12 protein-coding genes are annotated in these 15,811 nt (G+C 50.9%); 7 read left to right on the top strand and 5 right to left on the bottom strand.

Annotation, left to right across the window (positions count from 1 at the left end):
- Positions 1–2 precede the first annotated feature (2 nt).
- The 3 genes from IOQ59_RS16590 to glyS all read left to right on the top strand — a co-directional run bounded on the left by IOQ59_RS16590 (position 3) and on the right by glyS (position 4,454).
- Positions 3–1,211, top strand: a complete 1,209-nt coding sequence (locus IOQ59_RS16590; RefSeq protein ID WP_193954575.1) for a hypothetical protein — start codon at positions 3–5, stop codon at positions 1,209–1,211.
- 193 nt (positions 1,212–1,404) lie between these two features.
- Positions 1,405–2,376 (top strand): glycine--tRNA ligase subunit alpha, encoded by a 972-nt coding sequence (gene glyQ / locus IOQ59_RS16585; protein ID WP_193954574.1) that lies wholly within the window; start codon positions 1,405–1,407, stop codon positions 2,374–2,376.
- On the top strand, positions 2,376–4,454 hold the full coding sequence (gene glyS / locus IOQ59_RS16580; RefSeq protein ID WP_193954573.1) for a glycine--tRNA ligase subunit beta: 2,079 nt from the start codon (positions 2,376–2,378) through the stop codon (positions 4,452–4,454). The genes glyQ and glyS overlap by 1 nt, the downstream gene beginning before the upstream one ends.
- Before the next feature lie 183 nt (positions 4,455–4,637).
- Here glyS and lysA read toward each other — a convergent pair whose 3' ends face one another.
- Positions 4,638–5,915, bottom strand: coding sequence for a diaminopimelate decarboxylase (lysA, locus tag IOQ59_RS16575; protein ID WP_193954572.1), 1,278 nt, complete (start codon positions 5,913–5,915; stop codon positions 4,638–4,640).
- Positions 5,916–6,120: 205 nt separating this feature from the next.
- Here lysA and IOQ59_RS16570 point away from each other — a divergent pair, with 205 nt between their 5' ends.
- The gene (locus tag IOQ59_RS16570) at positions 6,121–6,540 is read left to right on the top strand and encodes an Lrp/AsnC family transcriptional regulator (RefSeq protein WP_193954571.1); all 420 of its coding nucleotides are present in this window, start codon (positions 6,121–6,123) and stop codon (positions 6,538–6,540) included.
- Between the two features lie 107 nt (positions 6,541–6,647).
- Here the strand turns inward: IOQ59_RS16570 and gyrB are convergent, their stop codons facing one another.
- Genes gyrB through dnaA form a run of 4 tightly spaced genes read right to left on the bottom strand, consistent with a single transcriptional unit; the run spans position 6,648 to position 12,967 of the window.
- Positions 6,648–9,068 carry a DNA topoisomerase (ATP-hydrolyzing) subunit B gene (gene gyrB, locus IOQ59_RS16565; RefSeq protein ID WP_193954570.1) on the bottom strand — a complete coding sequence of 807 codons (2,421 nt, stop codon included), beginning with the start codon at positions 9,066–9,068 and terminating at the stop codon, positions 6,648–6,650.
- Positions 9,069–9,086: 18 nt separating this feature from the next.
- The gene (gene recF, locus IOQ59_RS16560) at positions 9,087–10,175 is read right to left on the bottom strand and encodes a DNA replication/repair protein RecF (protein WP_193954569.1); all 1,089 of its coding nucleotides are present in this window, start codon (positions 10,173–10,175) and stop codon (positions 9,087–9,089) included.
- A 55-nt stretch (positions 10,176–10,230) separates the two neighbouring features.
- On the bottom strand, positions 10,231–11,334 hold the full coding sequence (gene dnaN / locus IOQ59_RS16555; RefSeq protein WP_193954568.1) for a DNA polymerase III subunit beta: 1,104 nt from the start codon (positions 11,332–11,334) through the stop codon (positions 10,231–10,233).
- A 31-nt stretch (positions 11,335–11,365) separates the two neighbouring features.
- Entirely contained in the window at positions 11,366–12,967 is a 1,602-nt protein-coding gene (gene dnaA, locus IOQ59_RS16550) for a chromosomal replication initiator protein DnaA (protein ID WP_193954567.1), read from the bottom strand.
- Between the two features lie 569 nt (positions 12,968–13,536).
- Here dnaA and rpmH point away from each other — a divergent pair.
- The 3 genes from rpmH to yidC are packed head-to-tail and all read left to right on the top strand — an operon-like array spanning position 13,537 to position 15,755.
- Positions 13,537–13,671: a 50S ribosomal protein L34 gene (gene rpmH, locus IOQ59_RS16545; RefSeq protein ID WP_193954566.1), complete on the top strand. Its 135-nt coding sequence runs from the start codon at positions 13,537–13,539 to the stop codon at positions 13,669–13,671.
- Between the two features lie 29 nt (positions 13,672–13,700).
- The gene (rnpA, locus tag IOQ59_RS16540) at positions 13,701–14,081 is read left to right on the top strand and encodes a ribonuclease P protein component (RefSeq protein ID WP_193954565.1); all 381 of its coding nucleotides are present in this window, start codon (positions 13,701–13,703) and stop codon (positions 14,079–14,081) included.
- A gap of 3 nt (positions 14,082–14,084) precedes the next feature.
- Positions 14,085–15,755 (top strand): membrane protein insertase YidC, encoded by a 1,671-nt coding sequence (gene yidC / locus IOQ59_RS16535; RefSeq protein ID WP_193954564.1) that lies wholly within the window; start codon positions 14,085–14,087, stop codon positions 15,753–15,755.
- The last annotated feature ends 56 nt before the right edge of the window (positions 15,756–15,811 follow it).

The raw sequence follows: 15,811 nt of genomic DNA, 5'->3' as shown, positions 1-15,811 counted from the left end.
TCATGCGTAAACCCTCAACGCTTTTCAAAACAGGACTCACTGCAGGGCTGCTCGCAGCTCTGCCGGTGCAGGCCGAAACCTACTTTGAGGCATCCGGCAAGGTCGCAGCAGAGCTGCGTGGTTTTACTCAGGATGCTCAGTTTTCAGGCCAGGACCATGACTCGAATCTATCCTTCTACGTGGAACCAGAGTTTTTCTGGGAGTGGAATGACGGTGACGATAGCCTGACCTTTACTCCGTATTTACGTGTGGACGAGAACGACAGCGAACGGACTCATGCGGATATTCGTGAACTGAGTTGGGTTCATGTGGGCGAGGACTGGGAACTGCGCACCGGAATCCGCAAGGTATTCTGGGGTGTCACTGAGTTTCAACATCTGGTCGATGTGATCAATCAGACCGACGGTGTTGATGACTTTGACGGTGAGGACAAGCTGGGGCAGCCCATGGTCAACCTATCTCTGGTAAGAGACTGGGGTATCGTTGACCTGTTCCTGCTACCGGGTTTCCGTGAGCGTACCTTTACGGGTACAGAGGGGCGTTTACGCGGGGGACTGGTTGTTGATACCGACAGTGCTGAATATGAATCCAGCGCCGAGGAGAAACATCTGGATACCGCTATCCGCTGGAGCCATACCCTCGGCGATTTCGATCTGGGTGCGTATTGGTTTCACGGTACCAATCGTGACCCTGAGTTGAGCGTTCGAACCCAGTCAGGCAACACCGTTCTGGTACCGCGCTATGTGCAGATGGATCAGTTGGGTTTTGATCTGCAAGCGACCCTCGACAGCTGGTTGTGGAAGGTCGAAACCATCTGGCGCGATACCGAGAAAGAGGAGTACTTCGCGGCTCAAGCTGGTTTCGAATATACCTTCTATGGCATTCAGGACAGTAACGCTGATCTCGGTGTTCTGCTTGAATATGGCTGGGATGAAAGGGGAGAGGATGCCAGTTCCAACGTTCAGAACGATCTGTTCTTTGGTGGCCGAATCACCCTCAACGATGCATCCAGTACTGAACTCTTGGCCGGTATTGGCCATGATCTGGATTTTGATGGCCAGAGCCTGATCGTTGAAGCCAGCCGTCGCTACGGCGACAATTGGAAGGTTAGTATCGACGGACGGTTCTTCAGTGCCGACGACCCTAGAGACCTTGCTTCAGCTTTGGACAAGGACGATCACCTGCAATTCACAATCGAACGTTACTTTTAAGTTTCCAATCGTACTGAGGAAGCCGCCCCAATTCGGGCGGCTTTTTTAATGTTCCACGTGAAACATTTCACATTTACCTTTAAATTAATGCACAACTTCTACCTTTCGCCCAGTCACACCTGTACCTGACTACACTGCGTACACCTATTTTGGTGTATAATTTCCGCCTTATTTTCGGGCCAAATTTATAGTTATGGTGAATTACGTGACTGACCAGGTTACCTCAGACGTAAGTACATTTCAGGGGTTGATTCTCGCCCTGCAAGAATATTGGGCAGAACACGGCTGTGTAATCGTTCAGCCGCTGGACATGGAAGTAGGCGCAGGGACATTCCATCCTGCTACCTTCCTGCGCTCTATCGGACCAGAAAGCTGGAACTCTGCCTACGTGCAGCCAAGCCGTCGTCCAACCGATGGCCGTTACGGCGAGAACCCTAACCGCCTGCAACACTACTACCAGTTCCAGGTTGTAATGAAGCCGTCACCGCCGAACCTGCAGGAACTTTACCTGGGCTCTTTAGAGCGTATGGGTGTTGACCTGAATGTTCACGACGTTCGCTTCGTAGAAGACAACTGGGAATCCCCAACATTGGGTGCCTGGGGTCTTGGCTGGGAAGTGTGGCTGAACGGTATGGAAGTGACCCAGTTCACTTACTTCCAGCAGGCAGGTGGTCTGGAATGTTACCCGGTAACCGGCGAGATCACCTACGGTCTGGAACGTATTGCGATGTACCTGCAGAACGTTGATAGCGTTTACGATCTGATCTGGACCAAAGCACCCGACGGCACTGTCGTGACCTACGGCGATGTGTTCCACCAGAGCGAAGTAGAGCAGTCCACCTACAACTTCGAACACGCTGATGTCCCGATGCTGTTCCGCAACTTTGACCACTATGAGTCTGAGTGTGAGAAATTACTGGCACTGGAAACCCCTCTGCCACTGCCTGCTTACGAGCAGGTACTGAAAGCGTCCCATACCTTTAACCTGCTGGATGCACGTCACGCCATCTCTGTGACCGAGCGTCAGCGTTATATCCTGCGCGTACGCACACTCGCCCGCAAAGTTGCACACGCTTATTTTGATGCCCGTAAAGCCCTCGGCTTCCCGCTTGCGACTGAAGCGTTGCGCCAGGAAGTAATGGCTGCAAGCGAGGAGAAAAAGTAATGGCTACACAAGATTTTCTGTTCGAGCTTGGCACCGAAGAGCTGCCACCGAAAGCACTTAAAAACCTGTCTAATGCGCTGGAAGCTGATGCGCTTGCAGGCATCAAAGACGTGCTGGGCAAAGATGCGGCAGCACTGCTGAAAGACGCAACAATCAAAAGCTATGCCGCACCACGACGTTTAGCGTTGCTGATCGAAAACCTCGTGACCGAAGTGCCTGCCAGTGAATTCCTGATGCAGGGCCCACCGTCACGTATTGCATATGATGGTGAAGGTAATCCAAGCAAAGCACTGGAAGGCTTCGCGCGTAAATGTGGAACCGACGTATCTTCCCTGGAAGAGATCGACGGAAAAATGTGTTTCCGCCAGCAGACTGAAGCCAAACCGCTGCGCACTGAACTCGCGTCTGTTATGCAAAACGCGCTCAACAAACTGCCAGTACCTAAGCGCATGCGCTGGGGTGCATCACGTATTGAGTTCGTCCGTCCGGTTCAGTGGCTGGTGATGATTTTTGGCGATGAAGTGATCGATTGCGAAATGCTGGGTGTTAAGTCCGGTCGTAAAACACGCGGTCACCGTTTCCACTACAACAATCAGATCGAGCTGATGACAGCGGCAGAGTATGCTGTCACGCTGAAAGAAACCGGCAAAGTTGTTGCCGACTATGACAGCCGTCTAGAAGATATTCGCTCCCAAGTGATTAAAGAAGGGGAGAAGCTCGGTGGTGTTGCACAGATCGATGAAGACCTGCTGCACGAAGTAACCGCACTGAATGAATGGCCTGTAGCTTTGACCGGTCGCTTCGAAGAGCGCTTCCTGGACGTGCCTGCTCAGGCACTGATCTCCTCCATGAAGGAGCACCAGAAGTACTTCCACCATGAAGACAAAGACGGCAACCTGATGCCGAACTTCACCACCATCTGCAACATCGTGTCTAAAGATCCGCAGCAGGTGATCGAAGGTAACGAAAAGGTTATTCGTCCACGCCTGTCCGATGCGGCGTTCTTCTTTGAAACAGACAAGAAGAAGTCACTGGAATCACGTATTGACGACCTGAAGACCATCGTCTTCCAGAAAGACCTGGGAACCTTGCACGCGAAGGCTGAGCGTATCTCCGCTATCGCACAGCGTATTGCGGCAGACCTTGGCAATAACACTGAGCAGGCAGCCCGTGCGGCAATGCTGGCCAAGACCGATCTGATGTCCGACATGGTGTACGAATTCACCGACCTACAAGGTCTGATGGGTTATCACTATGCACTGCACGACGGCGAAGACAACGACGTTGCGCTGGCAATGAACGAACAGTACATGCCTCGTTTCGCAGGTGATGAGCTGCCGGAATCTGCACCGGGTATCGCAGTAGCTATCGCAGACCGTCTGGACACGCTGACCGGCCTGTTCGGCATCAATCAGCCACCGACTGGTTCCAAAGATCCGTTTGCACTGCGCCGTGCCGCTCTGGGTGTGCTGCGCATTATGGTCGAACGCAATTTGGATCTGGACCTGCGTGAACTGATCTCTGTAGCAGCAGACAGCCACGATGATCTGCCAGCACGCGACGGACTGGAAGACAAAGTTCTGGATTTCATGCTGGATCGCTTCCGCGCATGGTACGAAGACGAAGGCATCTCCGTCGATGTATTCCTGGCGGTACTGGCGGTTAAGCCGACCAAACCACTGGACTTCGACACCCGCGTTAAAGCGGTTAACCATTTCCGCTCCCTGAGCGAAGCTGAAGCACTGGCGGCTGCCAACAAGCGTGTTTCCAACATCCTTAACAAACAGGGTGGTGCGGTATCCGGATCGGTTGATGAAGCACTGCTTCAGGACGATGCTGAGAAAGCACTGGCTTCAGAACTGGCAGCACTGTCCGGTCGTATCGAGCCACTGTTTGCCGCGGGTGACTATCAGGCAGCACTGGAACAGCTGGCAAGCCTTCGCGGCAGCGTTGATAAGTTCTTCGACGACGTGATGGTAATGGCTGATGATGAAGCGGTACGTCAGAACCGTCTCGTGCTTCTGAGCAATCTGCGCAGCTTGTTCCTGGGTGTAGCGGATATCTCTGTCCTGAGCTAAGCATTCTGCAATGCCTATCTATACCTAAAAGCCGGGTTCATAGACCCGGCTTTTTTGTGCCTGTACCGCCCCGGTCAAAAAGATGTTTCACGTGGAACATCTTAAAAGCGGACTGTTTAAGAGGCCGAGAAAGAGTCACTATTCCCTAGACGAACCAAAGTCACCCGCGTTCCAATCCCCCAATCAGTCTAATGCATCTGTCTGCGATTCGTATTCAAGCAACATAGACGGTGTCACTGCCTTTCTGATCAATCGAATTTCTGACCCGCTCACCAGCACCTCGGGAATGATGCTACGGCTGTTATACGCAGAACTCATCACCGCGCAATACGCCCCTGTACAGAGAAAAGCGACCCTGTCTCCTGCAACCAACTCTGCATCCATCGGATAGTCGCGCGCAAAGGTATCAGTAGATTCACAGACCGGTCCCACAACATCATAACGACGTACCGAATCCGACAGATTAGTTTGTAGGGGAACTATAGGATGATCGGCCTGATAAAGAGCCGGACGCATCAGGTCATTCATCGCGGCATCAAGAATCATAAAAGGGCAGGGATCCGCTGCTTTTACGTAACTGATCTCTGACACCAGAACACCCGCATCTCCCACCAGTGACCGACCCGGCTCCACACACACTCGTCCTTCAAACCCAGCAACACTTGATGCAATGGTCTGCGCGATGACCTCAAAATCCAAGCTCTGCTCATCGCCGTAATCGATACCAAACCCACCACCAAGGTCGAGCACCTCAACCGTATGCCCATCAGCTTCAATCACAGTGACAAGCTCCAGCAACTTATGGATCGCATTTGTATACGGTTCCACCGTGCAGATCTGAGAGCCAATATGCATAGCCAGACCTGCTATATTCAGGTACGGATGATCTGCATACCTTTGATAGAGTGGCACAACCTGCTCCATGCTCAGGCCAAATTTATTGCCTTTGCTGCCGGTGGTAATGTGCCTGTGGGTGTCCACAGACACAGCAGGGTTAACACGTAATGCAACAGAAACTGGCCGAGTAAACTGCTCTGACAGTGAAGCTAACAGCACTAACTCTTCCTGAGATTCGACGTTAATCTGACCCACAGCTGACTCGATCGCCGCACACAACTCTTGTCTGGTTTTTCCGACGCCAGAAAAAATCATCCTCTCTGGCGCAATGCCGGCCGCGTGTGCTCGCAACATCTCTCCACCGGAAACCAGATCAACACCCAGTCCGGCTTGCTGCACCAACCGCAGAATACTCAGGTTGCTATTGGCCTTCACCGCATAGTAAATCGCAATGTCAAAACGCTGGAAAGCCGCCTGACAGCGATAAATGTTCTGAAGGAACTTAGCTTCTGAATAACAATAGAAAGGCGTGCCGATACGATCAGCGATGATTGAAAGCGGAAGCGATTCGATGTGTAATTGATGATCTTGATAGTGAATATGATCACTGAGTGGCGCGGTCATTTTCAATCCCTCTGAAGCGGTATAATTGACAGAATAAATGGCATATCGACAGAATTAGCTTACCGACTTCAGGGGTTCTCTACTGCTGCCATATCCACCGTATAACCCGACATAGCGACGGAACTTTGGTCGATCTGACAGCCAAACAAACGTATCGTCGGAACGATTGATAGCCCCAAACACCATTAGGAAAATAAAGATCTCAATGGACAAATTTGATCGTGAAATCCTCAACCTGCTGACACAAAATGCGCGTCAGTCGGTGACGGCTATCGGAGAGGTGATAGGCCTGTCCCGTACCGCCGTGAATGAACGTATCAGAAAGCTGGAAGATCTGGGTGTCATTCAGCGTTACACGATCGAAGTAGGGGATCAGGCACAGAAGCAAAAAGTCTGCGCCTATTTTGAAATGACCTTCAGACCCTTCGACCTGAAAGCGGTAAAGAAAAGCATTCAGGCCATCAGCGAGATTCGTCAGGCACACGCACTCAGCGGCGCAACGGACGTACTGGTCTATGTCGAAGCCCGGTCAATGGAGCGCCTGATGCAGGTGCGCCAGCAGCTTGCTGAACTCGAACACCTCGACAAGATCGTTACATCCACGGCACTGGAGCAGATGGTTTAGCTCAAATACGGTTGCTGGTAATAGACATTCACAATGTTTGTTACCAAACTGGAAGACAAAAAAAAGCAGCCTAATGGCTGCTTTTTTATATCGGGCGCATCCTGAAATCAGATATCCAGGTTCGCCACGCTCAATGCGTTGGACTCGATAAAGTTACGACGCGGCTCTACTTCATCACCCATCAGGGTGGTAAATAGCTGATCGGCCGCAATCCCGTCTTCAATCGTTACTTGCAGCATGCGACGTGCATCAGGATCCATGGTGGTTTCCCACAACTGATCAGGGTTCATCTCACCCAAACCCTTATAGCGCTGGATGCTGTGACCACGGCGTGACAGGTCGAGCAGCCAGTTCAGGCCTTCTTCAAAGTCAGTCAGCTCTTTCACGCGTTCACCACGCTTGAAGTACGCACCTTCTTCGATCAGCGATTTAAGCGTCTCCGCCATATCGGTGATCTGCGTGTACTCGCGTGATTTAAAGAAATCACCGCCAAAGATGTAGTCATGGTCAACACCATGCTGGGTGACAACCACTTTAGGTACAAAGCGGCTGTGCTCTTTGTCTTCGGCAACAACACAGTGATACTGAATCGCTTTATCGCTCGCATCGGCCAGCTGATCGTCCAGCTGATCACACCATTCAGACACCGCAGCCTGATCAGTGAGCTGATCGCCTGCCAGTGCTGGCAACGACAGCATTGATTTCAAAGCGACCTGTGGGAACAAACGGTTAAGACGGGCAAAGGTCCGCATTACCGCGCGATAATCATGTACGACGGACTCCAGCTGATGACCGCCGATTCCCGGAGCATCTGCATTTACATGCAAGGTAGTACCATCCAGTGCACCTTGCAGCAGGTAGTTATCCAGCGCTTCGTCATCCTTCAGATACTGCTCTTGCTTACCTTTTTTGATCTTATACAGCGGTGGCTGAGCGATATAGATATGGCCACGTTCGATCAGTTCAGGCATCTGACGGAAGAAGAAGGTCAGCAGCAGGGTACGGATGTGAGAGCCATCCACGTCCGCATCGGTCATGATGATGATGCTGTGGTAGCGCAATTTATCCGGGTTGTATTCTTCGCGACCGATACCACAACCCAGTGCGGTGATCAGTGTACCCACCTCGGCAGAGGTCAGCATCTTGTCGAAACGTGCTTTCTCAACGTTCAGAATCTTACCCTTCAGCGGCAGGATCGCCTGCGTCTTACGGGCACGACCCTGTTTCGCGGAACCGCCTGCAGAATCACCCTCCACCAGGTACAGTTCAGAGAGGGCGGGATCCTTCTCCTGACAGTCTGCCAGCTTACCCGGCAAACCTGCGATATCCAGCGCACCTTTACGGCGGGTCATCTCACGTGCTTTTCGAGCCGCTTCGCGCGCACGGGCCGCATCGATCATCTTAGAGACAACCGCTTTAGCATCCTGTGGGTTTTCCTGCAGGAACTCGGATAGCTTCTCACCCATGATCTGTTCAACCGCGGTTTTCACCTCGGAGGACACCAGCTTGTCTTTGGTCTGGGAAGAGAACTTAGGATCAGGCACTTTAACCGAAATGATCGCCGTCAAACCTTCGCGGCTGTCATCACCCGTGGTGCTGACCTTGCCACCTTTGTTCATGCTTTCAGATTCGATGTAACTGTTCAGGCAGCGTGTCAGTGCGGTACGGAAACCAGACAGGTGGGCACCACCATCACGCTGAGGAATGTTGTTGGTAAACGTATGGATGCTTTCCTGGAAGCTATCGTTCCACTGCATCGCGACTTCTACGCCGACACCATTTTCATGCATCGCCGTGAAGTGGAACATATTGTTAACGGTGGTTTTTTTGCTGTTGAGGTATTCAACAAACGCACCCAAGCCACCTTCGTATTCAAAGATGTCTTCGCGGCCACTACGCTCATCTTTCAGAACGATACGTACACCGGAGTTCAGGAAAGAGAGTTCGCGCAGACGCTTAGCCAGAATATCGTACTGATAAGAGATATTCTTGAAGGTATCTTCCGATGGGAAGAAACGGACACTGGTGCCGCTGCTGTCAGTCTCACCAACCACCGCAAGTGGTGCCTGAGGAACACCATGCACATAGGTTTGTTCATGAACCTGGCCGTTACGACGGACGGTTAGACGCAGCTCGCTGGAGAGGGCGTTTACCACAGAAACACCTACACCGTGCAGACCACCGGATACTTTGTAGCTGTTATCATCAAATTTACCGCCGGCGTGCAGCACGGTCATAATAACCTCTGCTGCTGATACGCCTTCTTCCTCATGAATATCCGTCGGAATACCGCGGCCATTGTCGAAGACAGAAACACTTTCATCCGGATGGATGATTACATTGATCTCGCTGCAATAACCCGCCAACGCCTCATCGATTGAGTTATCTACTATCTCAAACACCATGTGATGCAAACCGGTACCATCATCAGTATCACCGATGTACATACCTGGGCGCTTTCTTACAGCATCAAGTCCTTTCAGGACCTTAATACTGGAAGAATCATAGTCTTGGTTATCACCGCTCATTCAAGTCTCCTAACGCGTTTATAGGGGCGTTACACTTCCATCATTTATGCTGTAATGCAGCACATCTGTGTTCGGTTGCCACTGATAGGACAGGGCGCGCGAATCTACACAGGTAATAAAACATTGACTGGCCATCTGCTCCACAAACTCACAGAACAGTTGACAGTGAGTCGCATCAAGCTCCGACGGCAAGTCATCAATAAGATAAATACAGGGGCGTCCGGTCATCCGGTAAAAGAGTGCGCCCTGTGCCAGCTTAAGGGCACTGACGGCCAGTTTCTTCTGCCCGCGCGATAATCGTTCAGCGGCAGTGTGACCATCAACTTTAACCCGCAGGTCTGCGCGTTGAGGTCCGGCGCTGGTAAAACCCTGACGCAGATCGCGTTCAAAGTTAGCCGCCAACAGTTCATCCAGTGGCTTCTTTAAATCCCAGCCCGGCGAGAACCCCAAGCTTAAACTTTGACCCGGCAACAGCTTCTCAACAATCTGCTCAAACTCCGGTGTCAGTAGTTGCAGATACTCCTGTCGCAGGCGGGTGATTTGCTCGGCAAAACCTACAAATTCATGGTCCCAGGCAGCACGCATCTGATGTCCGATCTTACCACATTTCAGCAGTGTATTGCGCTGTTTCAGAACCCGCCGAAAGCCTCTCCAGAGCTGAATAAAGGCCTTATCTGCATGGAACACTCCCCAATCGATAAATTGCCTCCGAATTGAAGGTGAACCGTCCAGCAAATCAAAGGTGGCCGAGTCAATTACCTGGAGCGGCACCAACTCAGCGAGGGACGCAAGATCAATATCCGAACCTGCAAAACGAACCCGCGTCTGACCTTCTAAATTACGTTCCACACCCAATGTTTGCTCAACACCCTGTGCAAGCGAATCAACTTTTCCCTGTACGGTTGCTGCGGGATCACCTGCTGCAATCAGGTGGCGCACTTTGCTGGTACGAAAAGACCGCGCTAAGCCAAGCAGATGGATCGCTTCCAACACACTGGTCTTGCCGCTGCCGTTGGGGCCAGAAAAGATGTTGATGCGGGCAGACGGTGCAATACTGACAGAAGAAAGATTACGTACGGAACGTATGTTCAGGCGGGAAATTGTCATTGATGATTCTGGAAGGGCGGATCAGCAGATGTTGAATCTGCTGATCCGAACGCAATTACATACGCATTGGCATGACAACGTAAACGCTGCCATCTTCGTCAAAGCTTTCTACCAACGCACTGCTATTCGGGTCTGCAACGGTAAAACGCACCACATCAGAGTTAATGATCGAAAGCACGTCTAGCAGGTAGTTAACGTTGAAACCGATCTCCAGGGAGTCGCCCTGATAATCTACAGCAACTGTTTCTTCCGCTTCTTCCTGCTCTGGGTTATTCGCCATCACCTGAAGGTAACCATCACTCAGCGATAAACGCACGCCACGGTACTTTTCGTTAGACAGGATAGCGATACGGCTGAAGACCTGACGCAGTTCCTGACGATCGCCCAACATAATCTTATCGCCATTACGCGGAATAACACGCTGGTAGTCCGGGAATTTACCGTCGACCAGTTTAGAGGTGAAGATAAAATCACCTACATGGGCACGGATATGCGTTGCACCAATCACCAGACGCAGAGGCTCATCACCTTGCTGTAACAGGCGCGCCAACTCGAGGATACCTTTACGCGGTACGATGATCTGATGTTGAACAGACTCATCCACTTCCACGTCGGACACACAAGTCGCCAGACGGTGGCCATCGGTTGATACAGAACGCAGCTGACCGTTCGCAATCTCCAGCAACATACCGTTCAGGTAGTAACGAACGTCCTGCTGCGCCATGGAGAAGCCGGTTTTATCAATCAGCTTACGCAATTGATTCTGGGAAATAGTCAGATCCAGCGTTTCCGGACCATCTTCCACATTCGGGAACTCTGCCGCTGGCAGGGTCGACAGGGTAAAACGACTACGGCCTGTCTTAATCACCATCTTCTGGCCTGAAAGAGCCAACTCGATGCGTGCCTCATCCGGCAGGGACTTACAAATATCCATCAGCTTACGTGCAGGCACTGTAATTGAACCGGCTTCAGCAGGCTCATCCAGTGTTACACGGCCAACCAGCTCAACCTCAAGGTCAGTACCGGTCAGGGACAGCTGATCACCCTCGGCCACCAACAGTATGTTGGAGAGTACCGGCAGCGTCTGACGACGTTCAACAACACCCGCCACCAACTGCAAAGGTTTGATTAACGCTTCACGCGAAATAACAAATCTCATCGGTTTTCCACCTTAATTTCGAACGGTACCACTACGCCGTAAGATGACGCAGTAAATTCTTATAATCTTCTCTGATGTCCGTATCACTTTCCCTCAGCTCCTTAATCTTACGACATCCATGGAGCACGGTGGTGTGATCTCGTCCGCCAAAAGCATCACCAATCTCAGGCAAACTGTGGTTGGTCAGCTCTTTCGCCAGGCTCATAGCAACCTGACGAGGACGTGCAACAGAACGGCTGCGGCGCTTGGATAACAGATCAGCTACTTTGATCTTGTAATAGTCAGCCACAACACGCTGAATATTATCAATACTAACCTGTTTATCCTGCAATGCCAGCAGGTCTTTAAGCGATTCTTTAATAAAAGGAATTGTGATCGCATTGCCGGTGAAATGTGCGTTCGCAATAACCCGTTTCAAGGCGCCTTCCAGCTCACGTACATTGGAGCGAATTTTTTGCGCCAGGAAGAAGGCTGCGTCGTCAGGCAGGGATACTTTCGCTTCCACCGCTTTACGCATCAGTATAGCAACACGGGTTTCCAGTTCCGGCGGTTCGATAGCAACCGTTAAACCCCAACCGAAACGGGATTTCAAGCGCTCCTCAACCCCCTTGATCTCTTTTGGATAGCGGTCACTGGTCAGAATCATCTGCTGACCCCCTTCAAGTAGCGCATTGAAGGTATGGAAGAATTCTTCCTGTGAACGCTCTTTACCCGCAAAGAACTGAATATCATCAATCAGCAGCGCATCAACTGAGCGATAGTGACGTTTAAAGTCGTTGATCGCATTCAGCTGCAACGCCTTAACCATATCCGCGACAAAACGTTCAGAGTGCAGATAAACAATCTTTGCATTCGGGTTGTACTTACGCATCTCGTTACCCACCGCATGCATCAAGTGGGTTTTACCCAGACCAACGCCGCCGTAGATAAAGAGAGGGTTATAAGAACTACCCGGGTTATCGGCCACCTGACGGGCCGCAGCCAACGCTAGTTGGTTCGATTTACCCTGAACAAAGGATTCGAACGTAAATGAGTTGTTCAGATTCGATTGATGCCGGACACCACCTTCAACTTCAACCAGGCGCTCACTGACCGGCGCTTGAGTCACCATACTTGTGGTGCTGAGCGTCGCTTCATGACCCAGAGGCAGTTCAGGTTGAGGCATTTGAAACAATGACTCACGTGCTTCAGATACCGTAGGCGGGGTGATGATTTCGGCTGATTCAGGTACACCAAAGCTCACCGGTGCGGCGGCAACAGGCGCCGGCGCCGCGTGAACAGTCGCAGGTTGCGCTGCAGGTGTCGCAGCCGGTATCGGCGCTACCGCCGCAGGACGTGCACGTGACGGCATAACAGGGCGCTGACGCATGCCACGTGCGGCACCAGCCATGCCCGCCACATCCAGAGAGACACTCGCGCTGATATCGCCGCTGACGTCACACACGACCTGACGAATCCGGGACAGGAACTTGTCGCTGACCCAGTCCTTAACAAAACGGTTTGGCGCCAACAGGACCAGCTTATCTGGAGAGTCGGGTGATGCTTTCAGAGGTCGGATCCAGGTATTGTATTGCTGAGCAGGAAACTCTTCCTGAAGGCTCTGCAAACAACGATCCCACAATTCCGTCGACATAATTTAACTGATCCTCTCCACGTTCTAAGTACGTTCTGTACTTGATCCGTACGCTGCTAGACACACATTGCACCTTATATACAGTCTGCAAACACAAGGGTGTTGCACGACTTGTACACAGCGCAGCGGGCCTGCTTTTATGCAGCTTCGGTGGCACTGAAGGCTTTATTTATCCAAGGGTAAGGATTTTATCCTCAAGCCGCCCACTTATCCACAAACAATTCCATTATTTGCAAAATACCTTATTCAGAACCCGATCTGGCCGAAGATGCCCGTTTTACGGGGACTAGAGAATTTTTTGATGATTTAAACAACAACCTTTCAACGTGATTCCCCCAACGTTAATCACAAGCTATCTTATTGATTATTTTTTGGATACCTAAGTTTTCAACAGATTTAGACAGATATCCGTAGGTTATCCAGATTGCCATTTTTTTGCCGAAAATTTATACAAAAGAGGTAAATTACGGTTGAAGGTGTAGAACAGATTACGTAGAATCCGCGGTCTAATTTTTACCGTGCTGATACTCAGGCACCCAAAATTAACGAGTGTTAGTAGGACTACTCCGATGAAAAGAACATTCCAACCAAGCGTTCTGAAACGCAAACGTACTCACGGTTTCCGTGCTCGCATGGCTACCAAAAATGGTCGTCAGTTGATTAACCGTCGCCGTGCTAAAGGCCGTAAGCGTCTGTCTAAGTAATGGCTTCCTGAAAAGGTCTGGTTATTTGAATGACCACATTCGGATATCCCCGCGAGTTAAGAATTCTGACTGGTGGGGGCTTTCAGCGAGTATTTGATAATGCTTCTCTGAAAGTACCAGACCAACAGATCCTTATTCTTGCCCGTCCCAACGGACTCGATCATCCTCGTATCGGGTTTGTCTTATCCAAAAAAAATGTACGCTTAGCGGTGCAACGTAACCGTGTTCGGCGTATCATTCGCGAGTCTTTTCGCCTCAATCAGCATAAATTACCTGCGGTTGACATTGTCGTGCTCGCACGACGTGGACTAGGCGACCTGGAATCCGAAGATCTTCACAAATTGAGCTCCAAGTGTTGGTCACGGCTAAGAAAAAAAGCTAAACAGCGTACAAACAAAGAAAACGGTTAACCCATGGATGTACAGCGAATCATACTGATCACCGCAATGGCATTGATCTCTTACATGCTGGTACTGCAGTGGAACGAAGACTACGGCCAGTCGCAGACAGCGGGTGAGCAGGTAGTGACTTCGGTTTCCGCGTACAGTACTCCTGCTGTAGAAACAGATCTGCCCGTTGCGGCTGACGAAGAAACAGCAAGCGCAGACGTACCAAATACCGGCACGAAAGTTAAAGCAGCTTCCGCACAGTTGATCACCATCAACACTGATGTGCTGAATGTCATTATCGACACTAAAGGTGGCGATATCATTCAGGTGGCCCTGCCAGCACATAAAGCAGCTCTGGGTTCTGAGCAGCCATTCGTATTGATGGAACAGACAGCCAACCGCACATACGTTTCTCAGAGCGGTCTGGTTGGTAGCGACGGTCCGGATGCCAGCAAAGCAGGTCGTCCAACCTATCAGGTTGATGCGGCTCAATTTGAGCTGGGTGAACAGGAAAGCATTAACGTTGATTTGAAACTCACCGATTCTAAAGGTGTGAAGATCACCAAACGTTATACCTTCACCAAAGGTTCCTATAACGTTGGTCTGTCCTATATTGTCGATAACCAGTCTGCAGAGAACTGGAAGGCAAACCTGTTCGGCCAGATCAAGCGTGATAGCAGCGAAGACCCAACCACCAGCACCGATATGGGCATGCAGTCTTACCTGGGTGCAGTGTTCTCCACCGTTGAAGACAACTATCAGAAAGTTGATTTCGACGACATGGATGAGAAAGCGTTTAAAGCGACTTCTCAGGATGGTTACGTTGCCTTTGTTCAGCATTACTTTGTCAGTGCCTGGATCCCTGAAGCCGGTGCCGAGTACAGCTACAAATCTCGTAAGCTGAACGACGCATACATCATGGGTTTCATCTCACCTGACTTCATTGTTGCACCGGGTGAGACTAAGACCGTTACTGCAAACTTCTACGCCGGTCCTAAAGACCAGGATCAGATGGCAGCAGCCAACGAAAACCTGAAACTCACCGTTGATTACGGTTGGTTGTGGTGGGTTGCCTCTCCTCTGTACTGGTTGTTGACCAAGGTTTACGCCTTCCTGGGTAACTGGGGTCTGGCAATCATCGGTGTTACCGTACTGGTGAAAGCTGCGCTGTTCCACCTGAATGCGAAAGCGTTCAAGTCCATGGCGAAGATGCGTAAGTTCGGTCCAGAAATGCAGCGTATGAAAGAGATGTATGGCGATGATCGCCAGAAGATGTCTCAGGAAATGATGAAGCTGTATCAGAAAGAGAAGATCAACCCTCTGGGTGGCTGTCTGCCAATTGTTGCGCAGATGCCGGTCTTCATCGCTCTGTACTGGGTACTGATGGAATCTGTGGAACTGCGTCATGCCGAGTTCTTGTACCTGATTGACTTGTCATCCAAAGATCCATATTTCATCCTGCCGTTGCTGATGGGCGCGAGTATGTTTATTCAGCAGTCGCTGAACCCAACACCTCCAGACCCAATGCAGGCGAAGATCATGAAGATGCTGCCAATTGTCTTCACCTTCTTCTTCCTGTGGTTCCCGGCAGGTCTGACCCTGTACTGGGTAGTGAACAACGTACTCTCTATCGCACAGCAGTACGTGATCAACAAACAGATCGAGGGCAGTGGTGAACCGGCAAAAGCCAAGTAAACCACCTCCCTATTAAAAAGGCCCTTATGGGCCTTTTTTGCTTTTGACGGTACAAG

Source organism: Pontibacterium sinense (assembly GCF_015209595.1).
Taxonomy (GTDB): domain Bacteria; phylum Pseudomonadota; class Gammaproteobacteria; order Pseudomonadales; family Balneatricaceae; genus Pontibacterium; species Pontibacterium sinense.
The sequence above is the reverse complement of the archived record's forward strand: the minus strand, read 5'-3'. Positions and strand labels throughout refer to the sequence as shown.